The sequence below is a fragment of the Acinetobacter sp. G11 genome, assembly GCF_049808495.1.
Taxonomy (GTDB): domain Bacteria; phylum Pseudomonadota; class Gammaproteobacteria; order Pseudomonadales; family Moraxellaceae; genus Acinetobacter; species Acinetobacter kookii.
On record NZ_JBNCAT010000014.1, the window covers coordinates 1 to 14,044 of the forward strand.

11 protein-coding genes and 4 tRNA genes are annotated in these 14,044 nt (G+C 44.0%); 3 read left to right on the top strand and 12 right to left on the bottom strand.

Annotated features, from left to right (window positions below; all coding sequences use genetic code 11):
• Positions 1–848 precede the first annotated feature (848 nt).
• The 8 genes from ACPUEY_RS07105 to secA form a co-directional block, all read right to left on the bottom strand.
• Positions 849–925 (bottom strand) — tRNA-Pro (locus ACPUEY_RS07105).
• Between the two features lie 4 nt (positions 926–929).
• Positions 930–1,005 (bottom strand) — tRNA-His (locus ACPUEY_RS07110).
• A 39-nt stretch (positions 1,006–1,044) separates the two neighbouring features.
• Positions 1,045–1,121, bottom strand: a tRNA-Arg gene (locus tag ACPUEY_RS07115).
• 44 nt (positions 1,122–1,165) lie between these two features.
• A tRNA-Pro gene (locus ACPUEY_RS07120) sits at positions 1,166–1,242 on the bottom strand.
• Between the two features lie 153 nt (positions 1,243–1,395).
• On the bottom strand, positions 1,396–2,463 hold the full coding sequence (gene nadA / locus ACPUEY_RS07125; RefSeq protein WP_092821088.1) for a quinolinate synthase NadA: 1,068 nt from the start codon (positions 2,461–2,463) through the stop codon (positions 1,396–1,398).
• A gap of 153 nt (positions 2,464–2,616) precedes the next feature.
• Positions 2,617–3,837: a bifunctional glutamate N-acetyltransferase/amino-acid acetyltransferase ArgJ gene (gene argJ / locus ACPUEY_RS07130; protein ID WP_425121647.1), complete on the bottom strand. Its 1,221-nt coding sequence runs from the start codon at positions 3,835–3,837 to the stop codon at positions 2,617–2,619.
• A gap of 156 nt (positions 3,838–3,993) precedes the next feature.
• Entirely contained in the window at positions 3,994–4,314 is a 321-nt protein-coding gene (locus ACPUEY_RS07135; RefSeq protein ID WP_425121648.1) for a hypothetical protein, read from the bottom strand.
• 182 nt (positions 4,315–4,496) lie between these two features.
• Positions 4,497–7,229 (bottom strand): preprotein translocase subunit SecA, encoded by a 2,733-nt coding sequence (secA, locus tag ACPUEY_RS07140; protein WP_425121649.1) that lies wholly within the window; start codon positions 7,227–7,229, stop codon positions 4,497–4,499.
• Positions 7,230–7,567: 338 nt separating this feature from the next.
• On the opposite strand from secA, the gene ACPUEY_RS07145 reads away from it, so the two are divergent.
• The 3 genes from ACPUEY_RS07145 (at position 7,568) to ACPUEY_RS07155 (ending at position 9,998) form a co-directional block, all read left to right on the top strand.
• Positions 7,568–8,209: a peroxiredoxin gene (locus ACPUEY_RS07145; protein ID WP_092821080.1), complete on the top strand. Its 642-nt coding sequence runs from the start codon at positions 7,568–7,570 to the stop codon at positions 8,207–8,209.
• Positions 8,210–8,604: 395 nt separating this feature from the next.
• Complete coding sequence (locus ACPUEY_RS07150) at positions 8,605–9,420, top strand: MBL fold metallo-hydrolase (protein WP_425121650.1); 816 nt, start codon at positions 8,605–8,607, stop codon at positions 9,418–9,420.
• Complete coding sequence (locus ACPUEY_RS07155; protein WP_425121651.1) at positions 9,417–9,998, top strand: dual specificity protein phosphatase family protein; 582 nt, start codon at positions 9,417–9,419, stop codon at positions 9,996–9,998. Before ACPUEY_RS07150 ends, ACPUEY_RS07155 begins: the two co-directional genes overlap by 4 nt.
• A gap of 18 nt (positions 9,999–10,016) precedes the next feature.
• Here the strand turns inward: ACPUEY_RS07155 and ACPUEY_RS07160 are convergent, their stop codons facing one another.
• From ACPUEY_RS07160 to trpA, 4 genes are read right to left on the bottom strand one after another with little or no spacing between them, the layout of a single operon-like run.
• Positions 10,017–11,051, bottom strand: a complete 1,035-nt coding sequence (locus ACPUEY_RS07160) for an SPOR domain-containing protein (RefSeq protein ID WP_425121652.1) — start codon at positions 11,049–11,051, stop codon at positions 10,017–10,019.
• Positions 11,042–12,325 (bottom strand): bifunctional tetrahydrofolate synthase/dihydrofolate synthase, encoded by a 1,284-nt coding sequence (gene folC / locus ACPUEY_RS07165; RefSeq protein WP_425121653.1) that lies wholly within the window; start codon positions 12,323–12,325, stop codon positions 11,042–11,044. Before folC ends, ACPUEY_RS07160 begins: the two co-directional genes overlap by 10 nt.
• Positions 12,322–13,218 (bottom strand): acetyl-CoA carboxylase, carboxyltransferase subunit beta, encoded by an 897-nt coding sequence (gene accD, locus ACPUEY_RS07170; RefSeq protein WP_261183543.1) that lies wholly within the window; start codon positions 13,216–13,218, stop codon positions 12,322–12,324. Before accD ends, folC begins: the two co-directional genes overlap by 4 nt.
• The gene (gene trpA, locus ACPUEY_RS07175) at positions 13,215–14,018 is read right to left on the bottom strand and encodes a tryptophan synthase subunit alpha (RefSeq protein WP_131274636.1); all 804 of its coding nucleotides are present in this window, start codon (positions 14,016–14,018) and stop codon (positions 13,215–13,217) included. Before trpA ends, accD begins: the two co-directional genes overlap by 4 nt.
• Positions 14,019–14,044: the final 26 nt, after the last annotated feature.

Genomic DNA, 14,044 nt, shown 5'->3' on the forward strand with positions numbered 1-14,044 from the left:
TTTGCTCAAATAAACTTCGAGTAATTTCTACCATCAATCAATGAAAATAATTTCGATCGATCAACCAGTAAAAATCCACACAAGTTGTTCTTCATAATCTCTTAATGATCTTCTCAATGCTTCGTCAGCATCAAGCTAGGTCGGCTATATTACACTAGATATTCCCAGTGTCAATCAGTAATTCAAATTATTTTAAACTTTCTTTCTAAAACCCAACCTTAACACTTCGCGCTAAGTTGCTGTTTTATCAGAAGTTTTAATCTTCATCACCGCCGATGGATGTGCATTCTACAGCATTTCACCCTCAATGCAACACCCTTTTTTAAATAATTCAGCAAAAACATCTCGAATGTTTATTTATTCTACAAAACAGGGGCTTTTTATTATTTTTAAGTTTAAATTAACAACAATTTCAGTTTCCCCTCACAAACAGGTCAAAATATTATTTATTTCTCCTCATGAATAAATAATTCTATTCTTATCTACTTTTTATGCTTTTAACACTGCCTCTCTTCAATTATAGCCAGTCTTTAAATACAGCTTATCCAGATACATCAATAATCAAAGCAGCAAGTATAGCCAGATTTGAAAATAGCCTTATCTATACCCTTACTCCACACAAGAAGGTATTTTATTTTGGAATGAATTTTTTATTCAACGCCATCATCCAGAGTTAAACAAACTCGCTTCATCACCCCTCAATGGATTTACACCACGAAGATTGAAGATTGAAGATTGAAGATTGAAGATTGAAGATTGAAGATTGAAGATTGAAGATAATTATTAAATTTCAGGCATAAAAAAACCGCATTTAAGCGGATCATTTATTTTTAAGTTGACACTTAAAATGGTCGGAGCAGTAGGATTCGAACCTACGACCCTCTGGTCCCAAACCAGATGCGCTACCAAGCTGCGCCATACTCCGAAATTGGGGTGAATGATGGGATTCGAACCCACGACAACCGGAATCACAATCCGGGGCTCTACCAACTGAGCTACATCCACCGTTACAACATTTTGGTTCTATAATACCAGACTACCAAATGGCGCGCCTGACAGGATTCGAACCTGTGACCATCCGCTTAGAAGGCGGATGCTCTATCCAACTGAGCTACAGGCGCATGACCGATGATATTACTATCATGCGATACTCGCCTTGAAGAATTGGTCGGAGCAGTAGGATTCGAACCTACGACCCTCTGGTCCCAAACCAGATGCGCTACCAAGCTGCGCCATACTCCGATTCATCTCAGCTTTTAGTGTATCGCACATCGTGCGGTACGGGGTGCATTTTAGGCGTGACGCCTAGAGACGTCAACACCTATATTCAAAAAAACTCAAAAAAACGCTTCAACCGCTTATTTATCAAGCATTTTAGGCATTTTTTGATCAAAATTAACGTTTTAAACTCGCACTAAAGCTTAACATACGATCAAGTGGTAATTTAGCGCGTTCTGCAAGAGCAGGATCAACGTGTATTTCTTGATCACCCTTTTGTAAAACCTCTAAAATTCCATCTAATTCGTTCATTGCCATCCACGGACAATGGGCACATGAGCGACAGGTTGCCCCTTCACCTGCAGTCGGTGCTTCGATTAATGTCTTGTTTGGCACAGCTTGTTGCATCTTGTAGAAAATGCCGCGGTCGGTTGCCACAATTAAACGCTCATTTGGAAGCGTTTGTGCGGCTTTAATCAGTTGCGAGGTGCTTCCTACTGCATCTGCAATGTCTACCACTGACTCTGGCGACTCAGGATGAACCAGAACCGCTGCATCCGGATACAATGCTTTCATCTGGGCAATACCGCGGGCACGGAATTCTTCATGCACGATACAGGCACCATCCCATAGCAACATATCTGCACCGGTTTTCTTCTGGATATAACGCCCCAGATGCTGATCCGGTGCCCAGATAATCTTTTCACCCAGGCTATCCAGATGTTCAATAATTTCAACTGCACAGCTTGAGGTCACCACCCAGTCAGCACGTGCTTTAACAGCAGCAGATGTATTTGCATATACAACCACTGTATGATCGGGATGGGCATCACAGAATGCTGTAAACTCATCGACCGGACAACCCAAGTCCAGCGAACAGGTCGCTTCCAGGGTAGGCATAAGCACGGTTTTTTCAGGAGAAAGAATTTTCGCTGTTTCTCCCATGAATTTCACCCCAGCGACCACCAAGGTTTTGGCAGGATGGTCTCGGCCAAAACGTGCCATTTCCAGGGAATCAGAAACACACCCACCCGACAGTTCTGCAATCTCTTGCACTTCAGGATCACAATAGTAATGAGCGACCAGGACAGCATCACGTTTTTTGAGTTCTGCCAGAATTTGCGCAAACTTCTCCTGTTTGACCTCATCACTTAAATGAATATCTTTAGGTTCGCCTAAACGATCTAAATGCGCCTGCACAATCGATTTTGCTTCATTAGCAATTAAATTGGTCGCATCATTCATAACAACGTCTTCTCTATCTTCATGCTTGCCCTAACACAAGCGTACTCAAGTCACTGATGATATGGGGGCAATTTGCTCATTCACCAGCCCTTTGCCGATTGATTGAATGCTAAAAAAGCCTCACAACGGAGGCTTTGTCATTCAATTTGAATTTTACGAACGGTAATCCGCGTTAATCTTGACATAGTCATAAGACAGATCACAGGTATAGACTGTATCTTTTGCCTGTCCTCGTCCCAAATCGACCCGAATGGTCAATTCAGCCTGAGACATCACGCGTGCACCAGCTTCTTCCGTATAGTCCGCTGCCGCACCACCATCTTTACAGATCTGTACATCATCTAACCAAACCTGGATTTTTTCAACGTCTAAATTTTTAACACCGGCATAACCAATTGCGGCAAGAATACGTCCCCAGTTCGGATCTGAGGCGAAAATCGCAGTTTTCACCAGCGGAGAATGAGCAATGCTATACGCTACATCACAACATTCCTGGGTATCTGCTCCACCTTCAACCGCAACGGTAATGAATTTGGTCGCCCCTTCCCCATCACGTACAATCAGTTGAGCCAAGCGCTTCATAACATGGGTTAACACATCCAGAACAATCGCATAACGTGCATCGTCAGTTGATGTAATTTCAGTACCGCCCGCTTGACCTGTCGCCACAAAAATACAGGAGTCATTGGTTGAGGTATCACCATCTACGGTAATACGGTTAAATGAAACATTCACCGTGGTTTTTAACAGTTGCTGTACCAGTTCACGGCTGATGGGTGCATCGGTCGCTACATAGCTGAGCATGGTCGCCATATTTGGACGAATCATGCCGGCACCTTTAGAAATACCGGTCATGGTGTAGGTCACACCATCCATTTCAAACTGTTCTGACGCCCCTTTAGGTAGCGTATCCGTGGTCATGATGCCTGTTGCTGCATCTAGCCAGGCATCTTCTTTTAAAGAGTCTAATGCAGGCTGTAAACCATTCACCAAGCGTTCAATTGGCAACTGCTCGCCAATCACACCAGTTGAAAAAGGTAAAATTTCGCTAGTCGATACACCGGCCAGTTCAGCCAGTTTGGCACACGTCGCTTGGGCATTTGTCATACCGATTTTGCCGGTACCTGCATTGGCATTACCGGTATTAATGACCAGATAACGCGGATTGCCCGCTTGCAAATGAGATTTACACACATGTACCGGTGCTGCGCAGAATGCATTTTGGGTAAACACACCGGCAACGTTTGAACCTTCAGCAAATTCAAAAATAACGAGGTCACGTCGGTTCTGATAGCGTACATATGCTTCAGCTGAACCAATTTTTACACCTTTAACCACATGCATCTGTGGCATTGTTAAGTCGCCCACCGCCATTTTAAACTTCCAAATAAGTTCGTGATAAAAAGACAGCTTAGTAGAAATTCAGTAAAAAATCGAGCAGAACACTTTGTTTGATTTATTTTTTATCAGTTTGACATTTTCAGGCATAAAAAAACCAGTCCGCAGACTGGTTTTAGCAATAGATTAGATTTAGTTGGAAGCCAATTGAGTCGATTCCGATAACAGTACCTGTTTGGCTTTTTCCTGACTTGCAGCAGATAAAGCCGGATTTGAAGCGACAATGCGGTTTGCATTTGCTGCATTTGCAGGCGTGATCGCTGCCGTTTTTAACACCACAGGACGTTGCTGCGGATTCGCAAAGGTATAGCGAATTCCTGTACGCGGACTCATCACCGTCGTGTTTTCATCTTTTACAGCATTTGCTGTGGCATTTTTGGATGGCTCATTGGCAAAAGCTAAACCTGGAATAGCCAAAGCTAAAATCATCAATGGTTGTAATACTTTTTTCATTGTCTTTTCCGCGAGTCAATGTTCATCAATATGCACTAAATACCACTTAATTTGGCGCTCTGCAAACATATTCACATCTTGCAAAAATAAACTCTTATTTTGTTGCAATAAAAAAACCACTTTATCGATTCAAATCCGGAGGGAAATAAATATATAAAGTGGCTGAATGCTTAAGATAAAAATTAAATTTTACCGTGACATTGCTTGTATTTTAAACCTGAACCGCATGGACAAGGTGAATTACGGCTTGCAGGCGGTGCAAATGTTTGCTCTGCCGGATTAAAGCCCGACTCGACTTCTACAGTTTCAGTACCGCTTAAATCACCCGCCAACAAATTATCAAATTCTGCATGCGTCAGATTCAACTTCATTGCTTCTGCCTGAGCTTGTTGTTGGGCTTCCATTTCAGCCAGTTCTTCAGCTGTAGGAACATGAACACGCGAAAGATCTGTAATTACATCGGATTTAATGACAGCCAACATGTTTACAAACAGGTTAAAGGCTTCTTTCTTGTATTCCTGTTCGGGGTTCTTTTGCGCATAACCGCGCAAATGAATGCCCTGACGCAAGTAATCCATCGCAGCAAGATGATCTTTCCAGTGACGATCCAAAGCGCTCAACATGAAGTGACGTTCCAGCATGGCTGCTGATTCACTACCCATTTGTTCACGGCGAGCGCGATAGCGTGCGACAATTTCGTCAGAAATACGTTCTACCAAAGCTTCTTCGTCTAAACGACGGTCTTCTTCCAGCCATTGATTGACCGGTAAATCAATACCGAGCTCTTCACGCAGTGCACGTTCCAGACCATCGATATCCCATTGGTCATGAATCGATTCAGGTGGAATGTAGTTAGCAATCACGCCCTTCACCACTTCATGGTGCATTTCCTCGATGTAATCTTGTAGCGTACTTTCAGCAAGAATTTCATCACGTTGTGAATAAATAATCTTACGCTGTTCGTTATTCACGTCATCGTATTTCAACAGGTTTTTACGAATGTCGAAGTTGCGTGCTTCTACCTTACGCTGTGCATTTTCAATCGAACGCGACACCATCTTGTGTTCAATCGCTTCGTCTTCCTGCAAGCCCATCGCACGCATCATGGCAACAACACGATCACCCGCGAAGATACGCATCAGATCATCTTCAAGTGACAGGTAGAAACGTGAAACACCCGGATCCCCCTGACGACCGGCACGACCACGCAGCTGGTTATCGATACGGCGTGATTCATGACGTTCTGAACCGATGATATGCAGGCCGCCAGACGCCAATACCATTTCATGGTTTTGTTCCCATTCAGCTTTTAGGCGTGCTTCATCTTCAGGAGTTGGATTTTCAATTTTGGCAAGTTTGGCTTTCCAGTTACCGCCCAGCAAGATGTCGGTACCACGGCCGGCCATGTTGGTTGCAATGGTCACAGCGCGCGGTGAACCGGCCTGGGCAATAATGTCTGCTTCACGTTCATGCTGTTTTGCATTCAGCACTTCATGCGGGATGCCCGCTTCTTTCAATTTTTCGGAAAGAATTTCAGACGCTTCAATGGTTGCCGTACCAATCAGGATCGGTGCCACACCATCTTCATGCACGCGCTGAATTTCTTGAATAATGGCGTTGTATTTACCATTGCGGTTTAAATAAATAAGATCGTTTTGATCTTTACGGATCATTGGTCGATGGGTTGGAATCAGTACCACATCCAGACCATAAATTTCTTTCATTTCCGCAGCTTCGGTATCGGCTGTACCGGTCATACCAGAAAGTTTTTTGTAAAGACGGAAATAGTTCTGGAAAGTGGTGGTTGCCAAAGTCTGGTTTTCAGGCTGAATTTCCAGACCTTCTTTGGCTTCAACCGCTTGGTGCAAACCTTCTGACCAACGACGACCCGGCATGGTACGACCGGTATTTTCATCCACAATAATCACTTCGCCATCATGAATGATGTAGTGCACATTACGTTGATACAAGTAGTGCGCACGAATTGCGGCAGAAACATGATGAACCAGGTTCAGGTTAGAGGGTGAATACAGACTCTCGCCTTCAGCAAGCAAACCCATCTGAATCAACTGGTTTTCTACAGCTTCATAACCCACTTCAGTCATTTCAACCTGACGCTGCTTTTCATCAATCCAGAAATGACCCCCATCCGGCACTTTTTCTTCTTTTTGCGCATGAAGTTTTGGCGGAATGCTGTTGATGGCCGCATATAGCTGAGACGAGTCATCACTTTGACCGGAAATGATCAACGGTGTACGCGCCTCATCAATCAGGATCGAATCGACCTCATCAATAATGGCATAGATTAAGCCACGCTGTTTTTTCTCTGCCAGAGAGAACACCATGTTGTCACGCAGGTAGTCGAAACCGAATTCGTTATTGGTACCGTAAGTAATATCGGCACGATAGGCTTCTGCTTTCTCTGTTGGGTCCTGCATGGAATAAATGACACCAATGCTCAAACCCAAGAATTCGAATAAGGGACGGTTTAACTCGGCATCACGCTGTGCCAGATAATCGTTTACAGTGATGACATGCACACCCTGCCCGCTAATGGCATTCAGATAACACGCCAAGGTTCCCATCAGAGTTTTACCTTCACCAGTACGCATTTCCGCAATTTTACCTTCGTGAAGCGTAATACCACCAATCAGCTGAACATCGTAGTGACGCATTCCCATGATTCGTTTTGCCGCCTCACGGCAAACCGCAAATGCTTCAGGCAATAATTTATCCAGGCTTTCGCCCTTGTTATATCGTTGTTTGAATTCTTCAGTTTTTGCAGATAAGTCTGCATCGCTTAGTGCAGATATCGTCGGCTCGAGCGCATTAATCTTGTCTACGATTTTACGCATGCGTTTGAGTTCGCGCTCATTTTTGGTACCGAAGATTCCTCCGATCAGACTTGCCAACATGAATAGACTCTCTAAATCTTGCTTGTCGAATGAATAAATTTTTTCTCAGTCGTTATTATGGTGCTAGAAATTTGAAGTACAAGGGCTTTGCACAAAACCAGTAAAAAAATTCTGATCACTTGTTCTAGCACGAGACAGCTAAGGTCAAACAATGTAACAAATTTTAAACAGCCAATATAGCCATAAACCTAACCGTTCATATTGTTTTTACAAATCAAGCCACTTTTTATATTCCATATATTCATAAAGAAATACAAAAACACTATTTTCATTGCATAAAAAAATGCGCCATATTAAGTCCTATCCAAGTTTATAACAAATAATTTGAGGTAATAAAAATGGCATTACATTTAGGCGATACAGCACCGAATTTTGTGCAAGACTCAAGCGAAGGCCCAATTAATTTTTACGACTTTTTGGGTGACAGCTGGGGAATTCTATTTTCCCATCCTGCTGACTACACGCCGGTATGTACCACTGAGCTCGGCTATACCGCAAAACTGAAAGATGAATTTGCAAAGCGCGGTGTTAAAGCTATTGCCCTGTCGGTCGATGATGTTGAATCACATAAGGGCTGGATTAAGGACATTAACGAAACCCAGAACACTTCTGTAAACTTTCCAATCATTGCCGATCAAGACCGTAAAGTCTCAACGCTGTATGACTTTATTCACCCGAATGCTAGTGAAACCTTGACGGTTCGTTCTTTGGTGATTATTGATCCGAACAAAAAAGTACGTTTGATTATTACCTATCCTGCTTCGACTGGCCGCAACTTCCATGAAGTTTTGCGTGTGGTTGATTCGCTGCAACTGACTGACAACCATAAGGTAGCCACACCGGCCAACTGGCAGCAAGGTGAAGATGTGGTGATTGTACCTTCTCTTAAAGATGAAGACGAAATCAAGCAACGTTTCCCGAAAGGCTATAAAGCTGTAACCCCTTATTTACGTTTAACGCCACAGCCTGAGCAAAATTAAAAGGATTCCTTTTTAATTTTGCGCAAGACAAGCGCAGCGCGTAGTTTTGGACAAGCAGAGCACTGCTCTGCCCTGAGGAATATATTCCGTAAGAAGACGAGAAGCTAGGCTTCGAGTTAAAATTAAAGTGCTGTCTTATTTTGTCGCAAGACAAGCAAAGCGCGTAGTTTTACTCAGAAAATACTGCTCTACCCTTGCGCGCATTAAGGTGAGAAGCTCTGCCGCAAGTATGCAGCAAATAGAGGATTAAAATGACAAGCCAAATCCTGATCTTGCTCAAGCCTGTCTGATGACAGGCTTTTTTATTCAACTCAAAAAACAAATTACAAAATCGAGTTGGTGTTTGTTTCATAGCCAGTTTATAACTACGCCTAATCATCTTAAGAATAAATATTGTGATCTATAACATTCATCATTTGCACTGTGGCACGATGTGTCCTGTGTGCGGCCCGCTATTTGGGCAAAAAGGTTTACATGCCAAAGTGGTTTGTCATTGCCTGCTGCTGGAAACCGATCAAGGCTTGGTATTGGTGGATACCGGTTTAGGCGTACAAGATTATCTGCATACCAAAGCCCGCTTAGGCAATCTGGTTTCACGGCTAGGTCGCATCGAAAATAACTTAGAACTCACGGCGCTTGCCCAGATTCAGAACCTGGGCTTTAGCCCCAAAGATGTAAAACATATTCTGATTTCACATCTTGACTTTGATCATGCCGGCGGTATTTCCGATTTTCCGCACGCTACCGTGCATATTCTTTCCAGCGAATATAATGCTACTCAAAACTTTTTTTCCTTAAAAAATAAAGCCCGTTATAAAACCCAGCAATTCAGGCAGCACCGATACTGGAACTTTATAGAACCTGATCAGGGCGAAGCCTGGTTTAACCTGCATCAAGTACAGGGATTTCACATATTCCAGGATGAAATTTTAATGATTCCCCTGCTGGGTCATAGCCAGGGTCATTGCGGGGTTGCCATTAAGCAGAATGATGGCTGGCTGTTTTTCTGTGGTGATGCCTATTTCTCCCACTTGCAACTCAACCCTACAAACAGGCTAAGAACACTGGATAAACTGGAGCGGTTTTTTGCCGAAGACAATCAGAGGCGTATAGATAACTTGCACAAAATCCAGCAACTTGCACAAAATGAAAAAAATATTGAGATTATCTGTGCACATGACCCTATTGAACTGGCGCGTTATCTAACATGATAAAAAAAACCATTCTTGCCATTTTACTCTGTAGCTCAAGTTTGAAGGGATGCATGACCACAGCTGCATTTTCACCTGAACAACGCCCTGCACACTGGGGAACATTAATTAATCAAACAGATAATTTTTATCAAATTAGCGAGCATGTGTTTCGTAGTGAACAACCCAATGCCGAACTGATTCCGCAATTGAAGGCACATGATATTGATGTGGTGATTAATCTAAGGTCAAGAAACAAAGATCTGACTGTGCTGCCATCCAAAGATTTTAAATTGGTTCATATCCCCATCCACACCTGGGCAATGTCGCGTGAAGATTTATTAGAGGTCATGCGGCAGATTCAGCAAGCCAAAGCCTTAAATCAAAAAGTACTCATCCATTGTTATCACGGTTCAGACCGTACCGGTGCAAGTATCGCCATGTACCGGATTATTTTTGAAAACTGGTCCATTGCGGATGCACTCAGTGAAATGAAACATGGCGGCTACGGCTTTCACCCCGTCTGGATTCATATTGAAAAAATATTCAGTCCTGAAAATGTAAAATGGATTCAACAGCAACTGTTGAATCCACCTTAGTCTAGTTTCAAGCCAGATTTAGCGCTTATCGAGCGGAACCCAGTCAATCACCCATGCCGACTTCATTCCCAGGCTCTCATCGGCAGTAATTTTTTTACGGGTAGCGTCGGCAATATCACGATCTTTAGCCGGCCCCACCATAATGCGAACCCCTTTGGATGTTGGGCTCTTGGTCACTTTATAACCTTTGGCACGCAACTTGGAGGCCAGTGCATCTGCATTGGCTTCATTGGCGGCCAAGGCCACTTGAACCATCCACTGCTTATCGCCATTTTCAAGCAAATCACGGGCTTTTTCAGCTTCTGCTTTTTTCTTGGCTTCTGCTTTTTTCTTGGCCTCTAATTCACGCTCGGCTTGTTCTTTTTTCTTGGCTTCCAGCGCCTTCTTGGCAGCCAACTGTTTTTCAGCTTCTGCTTTGCGTTTTAATTCCGCCTCATGCTTTGCCTTTTCTTCAGCGGCTTTTTTCTCGGCTGCTTGTTTCGCAGCTAACTGCTTTTCGGCTTCCGCTTGGGCCTTACGTTTTTCTTCAGCTATTTTTTTATCAGCATCAGTTCGTTGTTGTTGAGCTGTCTGCTGCTGTAACTTTTTTTCAGCGAGCAACTTTTCATCAGCTAGACGCTTTTGTTTGGCTTTTTCATCTTCTACCAGTTCAGGCGGAATATTATCCGAACTCTGCTGTGCTCCACTGCGAAGCGCATTTAAAGCGGCATATTCTTCGGCTGCCTTACGTGCCGCTTCTGCCTCAGCCTGTTGCTGCATCGCCAAAAACTCGGCTGCACGTGCTTCCTGTTCTGCAACCGCTTTTTCACGTGCCCGGCGTTGTTCTTCAAGTAAACGTTTTTCTGTTTCCACATCAACCGTTAAAGGCTGCAACTGAACTATTCCCCCATCTGCTACCGGCTTTTTTTGCTCAACCTGGGCGGCCAAGTCAGATGTTCTGAGTTCATTCTGGTATATTTCTTCTTTACCCTTTAGAAGCAATGCTGCCAATAAAACACCACCACCTAATAAAACAACGCCTCCCATCCAGCGTTGTTTGCTATTCATTGACATTCTTCCAAATACTCCCATACCGCTTCTAAGGTATGAAATGAACCACATACCAAGATCAACTGATTATTTTTTGTTTCATTTAGCGCTGATTTAAAAGCCAATTGAACACTATTGAAGTGTTGTACTGTTTCGCCCTGTAACGCCTCGTCAAGCTGCTCGATTGTGGCTGCTCGCGGAACGGCTAAGGGTGCAATTTTCCATGTTAAAACAGTATCTTTCAACAAATCTACGACAGATTTGATGTCTTTATCCGCCAACATGGAAAAAACACTGATCACTTCTGTGTACTGTTTATTGTATTCTAAAAATTTTCGCAACTGATTTAACAAAAATTCTACGCCATGCGGATTATGTCCGGCATCAAAAATAACCGTTTTATCTTGAATTTGGCGTATTTCAAAGCGGCCTGGCAATTGTGCCTTTTGAATGCCGTGTGCAATGGCATGCTGAGTCACGTTTAAGCCACTGACCAGAATCGCGGCAACGGCGGTGGAAATATTTTCCAGTGCCAGAGCACCGAGGGGAAGTTTTAAAGTTGTGCCCGATGAGGCAAACATCCAGGCTTGACCATCATCGGTATATTGATAGAAATAATCACGATTGACGGCAAACAGTTGTGCCTGACATTCATCGGCTTTGTTTTGTATGGCTTGAGGAAGCTCTTGCGAACCGCCAAAAATCACGGGAATATTCGGACGAATAATCCCGGCTTTCTCGAATGCAATCTTTTCAATGCTATCGCCCAGCCAGTCGGTGTGATCCAGACCAATATTGGTAATCACGGCGACATCCGGATCAATCACATTGACTACATCCAGACGGCCACCCAGCCCGACTTCAAGCACCCAGACATCACATTGCTTGACTTGAAAAATCACAAAAGCTGCCAGTGTGGTGGCTTCAAAGAAAGACAGGGTTAAATCACAGTCACGACGGGCTTGATCCACCTGCACAAAGGCATCTACCAGGGTTTGATCATCCACTTCAATCCCGGCCAGTTTCACCCGTTCATTAAAACGGTAAATATGCGGTGATTGATACAGTCCTACCCGATAACCTTGCGCATTTAAAATGGCAGCCAGAGTAGTGGTGGTTGAACCTTTACCGTTGGTTCCCGCTACAGTCAGCACTTTGGCCTGCGGACGTGTCACACCGAGCTTTTCAGCCACAGGAATAACCCGTTCCAGACCTAAATCAATACCCGTAACGTGAACATGGCTCCAATAATCGAGCCATGTGTTTAAAGAGTCTGTTGCAAGTGGTGCTGTGTTCAAGACAAATTCATCAGTTTCGCGATAATACGATATACAGTATCACGTAATGCGTGACGATGAACAATTTGATCGACTACACCATGATCAAGCAAATATTCTGCGCGTTGGAACGGTTCTTCCAGTTTTTCACGTACAGTTTGCTCAATAACGCGTTTACCCGCAAAGCCGATCATGGCTTTAGGCTCTGCAATATGTACATCACCGAGCATTGCCAATGATGCAGTTACGCCACCATAAACCGGATGGGTCAACACTACTAAATATGGCAGGCCAGCGTCTTTCATTTTTTGAATTGCCGCAGAAGTACGTGCCATTTGCATCAATGACAACATGCCTTCCTGCATGCGTGCACCACCTGATGCAGCAAAACAGATTAAAGGTTGTTTCTCTTTAATGGCGCGCTCAGCAGCTTGCACAAAACGGTCACCTACCACTGTACCCATTGAACCGCCCATAAAGTCGAATTCAAATGCACACGCGATAACAGGAATGTCTTTCAGCAAACCTTGCATTACCACCAAGGCTTCAGTTTCGCCGGTTTTCTTTTGCGCTTCAGACATACGGTCCGGATAGGCTTTGCTATCGACGAATTTCAGCGGATCTTTAGCAACAAATTCCTGACCCAATTCATTTTGAACCTGATCGAAGAACCAGTTTAAGCGATCGCGTGCTTTCATACGCAAATGTTCATCGCATTGTGGACAAACATAGGCATTAAATGTCATCGCGGTACGTGTAACCAGCGCATGACATTCAGGACACTCAACCGTAGGTTCGGTAAATGTTGCCTTGAGTGCAGCTTGCTCATCGGGCACTTGAATACCCGGAACATGACGTTCGGTCCACGGCTTCGCTGGGCTAAGAATTTTGCCTGATTTCACTTCTTGATTCATACTAACTCATCGAGCGCAGCTCGAAGCTCCTTGACTTTATTGACCGTTTCGACAACGGCTTGTTCTGGCGCTAAGTTCGCAAACTGTTTTACAAATGCACTACCAACAATGACAGCATCAGCTGCTACACCCATGGCTTTTGCCGAGGCAGCATCGCTGATCCCAAAACCGACACCCACAGGAACGTCAGTCACAGTTTTAATTTTCTGGATACGGGCTGCCGCTTCAGCAACATCTAAGGTTGCAGCACCGGTTACCCCTTTCAAGGATACATAGTAGATAAAGCCACTGGCCTGATTCGCCACATGCTGAATACGTTCATCAGTCGATGTCGGTGCCAGCAAGAAAATTTGATCCATGTCGAATTTCTTCAACACGTCATCAAAATCTTTGGCTTCTTCAGGCGGCAAGTCCACCAGAAGCACCCCATCCACACCGCATTCATTGGCAATTGACACAAACTTTTCATAACCGATCACTTCTACAGGGTTGAGATAACCCATCAAAACTACCGGTGTTTCTGTATCTTTCTGGCGGAACTCTTTCACCATGTTCAAAGCATCCAGGGTATTGGTTCCGCCTGCCAGTGCACGTTCCGCTGCAAGGGCAATGACCGGGCCATCCGCCATAGGGTCTGAAAATGGTAGCCCAAGTTCAATCACATCTACCCCAGCCTCAACCATTTGATGTAACAATGGAACGGTTACTTGTGGATGAGGGTCACCTGCCATTACATAAGAAACAAGCGCTTTACGCTGCTGAGATTTAAGCTGTCCAAAACGAGTGGCTAAACGTGACATAGGGTTGTACTTTCCTTGAATTATTA